Annotated in this window: 2 protein-coding genes; both read left to right on the top strand. The window is 71.6% G+C overall.

Features of this window, described 5'->3' with window-relative positions:
* The first annotated feature begins 389 nt into the window (after window positions 1-389).
* Window positions 390-695, top strand: coding sequence for a hypothetical protein (locus ACFUC1_RS20600; RefSeq protein ID WP_379123188.1), 306 nt, complete (start codon window positions 390-392; stop codon window positions 693-695).
* Between the two features lie 116 nt (window positions 696-811).
* Window positions 812-1,216 carry a hypothetical protein gene (locus ACFUC1_RS20595; protein ID WP_379123186.1) on the top strand — a complete coding sequence of 135 codons (405 nt, stop codon included), beginning with the start codon at window positions 812-814 and terminating at the stop codon, window positions 1,214-1,216.
* Window positions 1,217-1,336 lie beyond the last annotated feature (120 nt).

The raw sequence follows: 1,336 nt of genomic DNA, 5'->3' as shown, positions 1-1,336 counted from the left end.
CGCTTTTCGTTCGGGGGTTGTTCGCGTCTGCACTGAAGGCACGGCGGGAATCGGGAGGAGCCCCCCGGCGCGAAGCGCCCCGATCGCGACGGCTCCCGTCATCGGCGGACGGAACGGGCGCCCAAGGGACCACCACGCTGGGCCCAGCGGCCCCCACCGACGAGTGAGCGTCTACCACCGCGCGAAACCGCCCACGTCGACTTGACGAACGCCTTACCCAACGGCATACCCACGCCATCTCAAGGTAACAGAAGCCAAAGCCCTCCGTCACGCCCCAGATGCACGAGGACGCGCTGATCAAGCCTCCGTACCGTCCAACGCGGGCATCGGAACGCATCCGGCAACGTCGCCGGCTCCGTCACACGGGCCCGGGACAGAAAGGGAGCACGATGTCACGACCCAACTGGCGAGCACCCCTGGTGGCGCTCGGCTCGACCGTCCTGCTGGTCACCGGCGCCCAGGTCGTCGCGGCGCAGCCGTCGGCGGTCTCGGCCACCGCCGACTCCGTCATCAACGCCTGCTACCAGAAGAACCAGGGGATGCTCCGGCTCCTCGTCGGCGGCGACGGGTGCCGACCGTCCGAGGTCGCCATCAGCTGGAACCAGCAGGGCATCCAGGGCCCCGCCGGACCTCAGGGGCCGGTCGGCCCCAAGGGCGACACCGGTGCGACCGGCGCCACCGGGCCGGGCCGGTAGGACCCGTCGGACCTGCCGGTCCCAGGGGCGACACGGGTGCGACCGGCCCGCAGGGCCCGCAAGGTCCCTCCGGCATCAGCGGCCTGGCTGGCCAGTCGTGTCCGTCCGGGGAGTTCGTGACCGGCTTCTCGGCCTCCGGGGCCCTCGTGTGCGGCCCGACCACCCCGCCGCCGCCCACCTGCTCGGCGACGACGCTGACGACGTCCATCACGAGCATCAAGGACAACGACTTCGACTCGCACTGGCCCGGCGGAGTGGTCACCCTCGGCACCTCGTCCTGCAACGTCACCCTGGCGCGGCCGTCGGGCAGCATCGTGCTCGTGGGATTGCTCGGCGACGCGTGGCGGATCACCGGGAAGACGGGCTTCGCGAACACGACGCTCACCGTGAACCTCCCCCAGTGCAACTCACCCCTGGCGGTCCCGAACGTCACGGCGGACCGGCCGTCCTGCTCCTCGGCCTACGACGGTCCACTGGGCGGCAGCCCGTCGACGGCGTCGGTCTCCATCGCGGCCAACTGACGGCCGCGCTCCACGACACGCATTCCCGCACCCCCACCCGAGGGGGCCGGTTCCCCCTGAACCGGCCCCCTCCGCCTGCGGGTCAGCTACTCCGTGCCCCGCTCGTCCACCGCCAGGAAG

It is taken from the genome of Pedococcus sp. NPDC057267, assembly GCF_042668795.1.
GTDB lineage: Bacteria > Actinomycetota > Actinomycetes > Actinomycetales > Dermatophilaceae > Pedococcus.
The sequence above is the reverse complement of the archived record's forward strand: the minus strand, read 5'-3'. Positions and strand labels throughout refer to the sequence as shown.

What these genes read in the sequence shown, in the direction of transcription:
- ACFUC1_RS20600 (WP_379123188.1), top strand. Translation starts at nt 390, where the DNA reads ATGTCACGACCCAACTGGCGAGCACCCCTGGTGGCGCTCGGCTCGACC.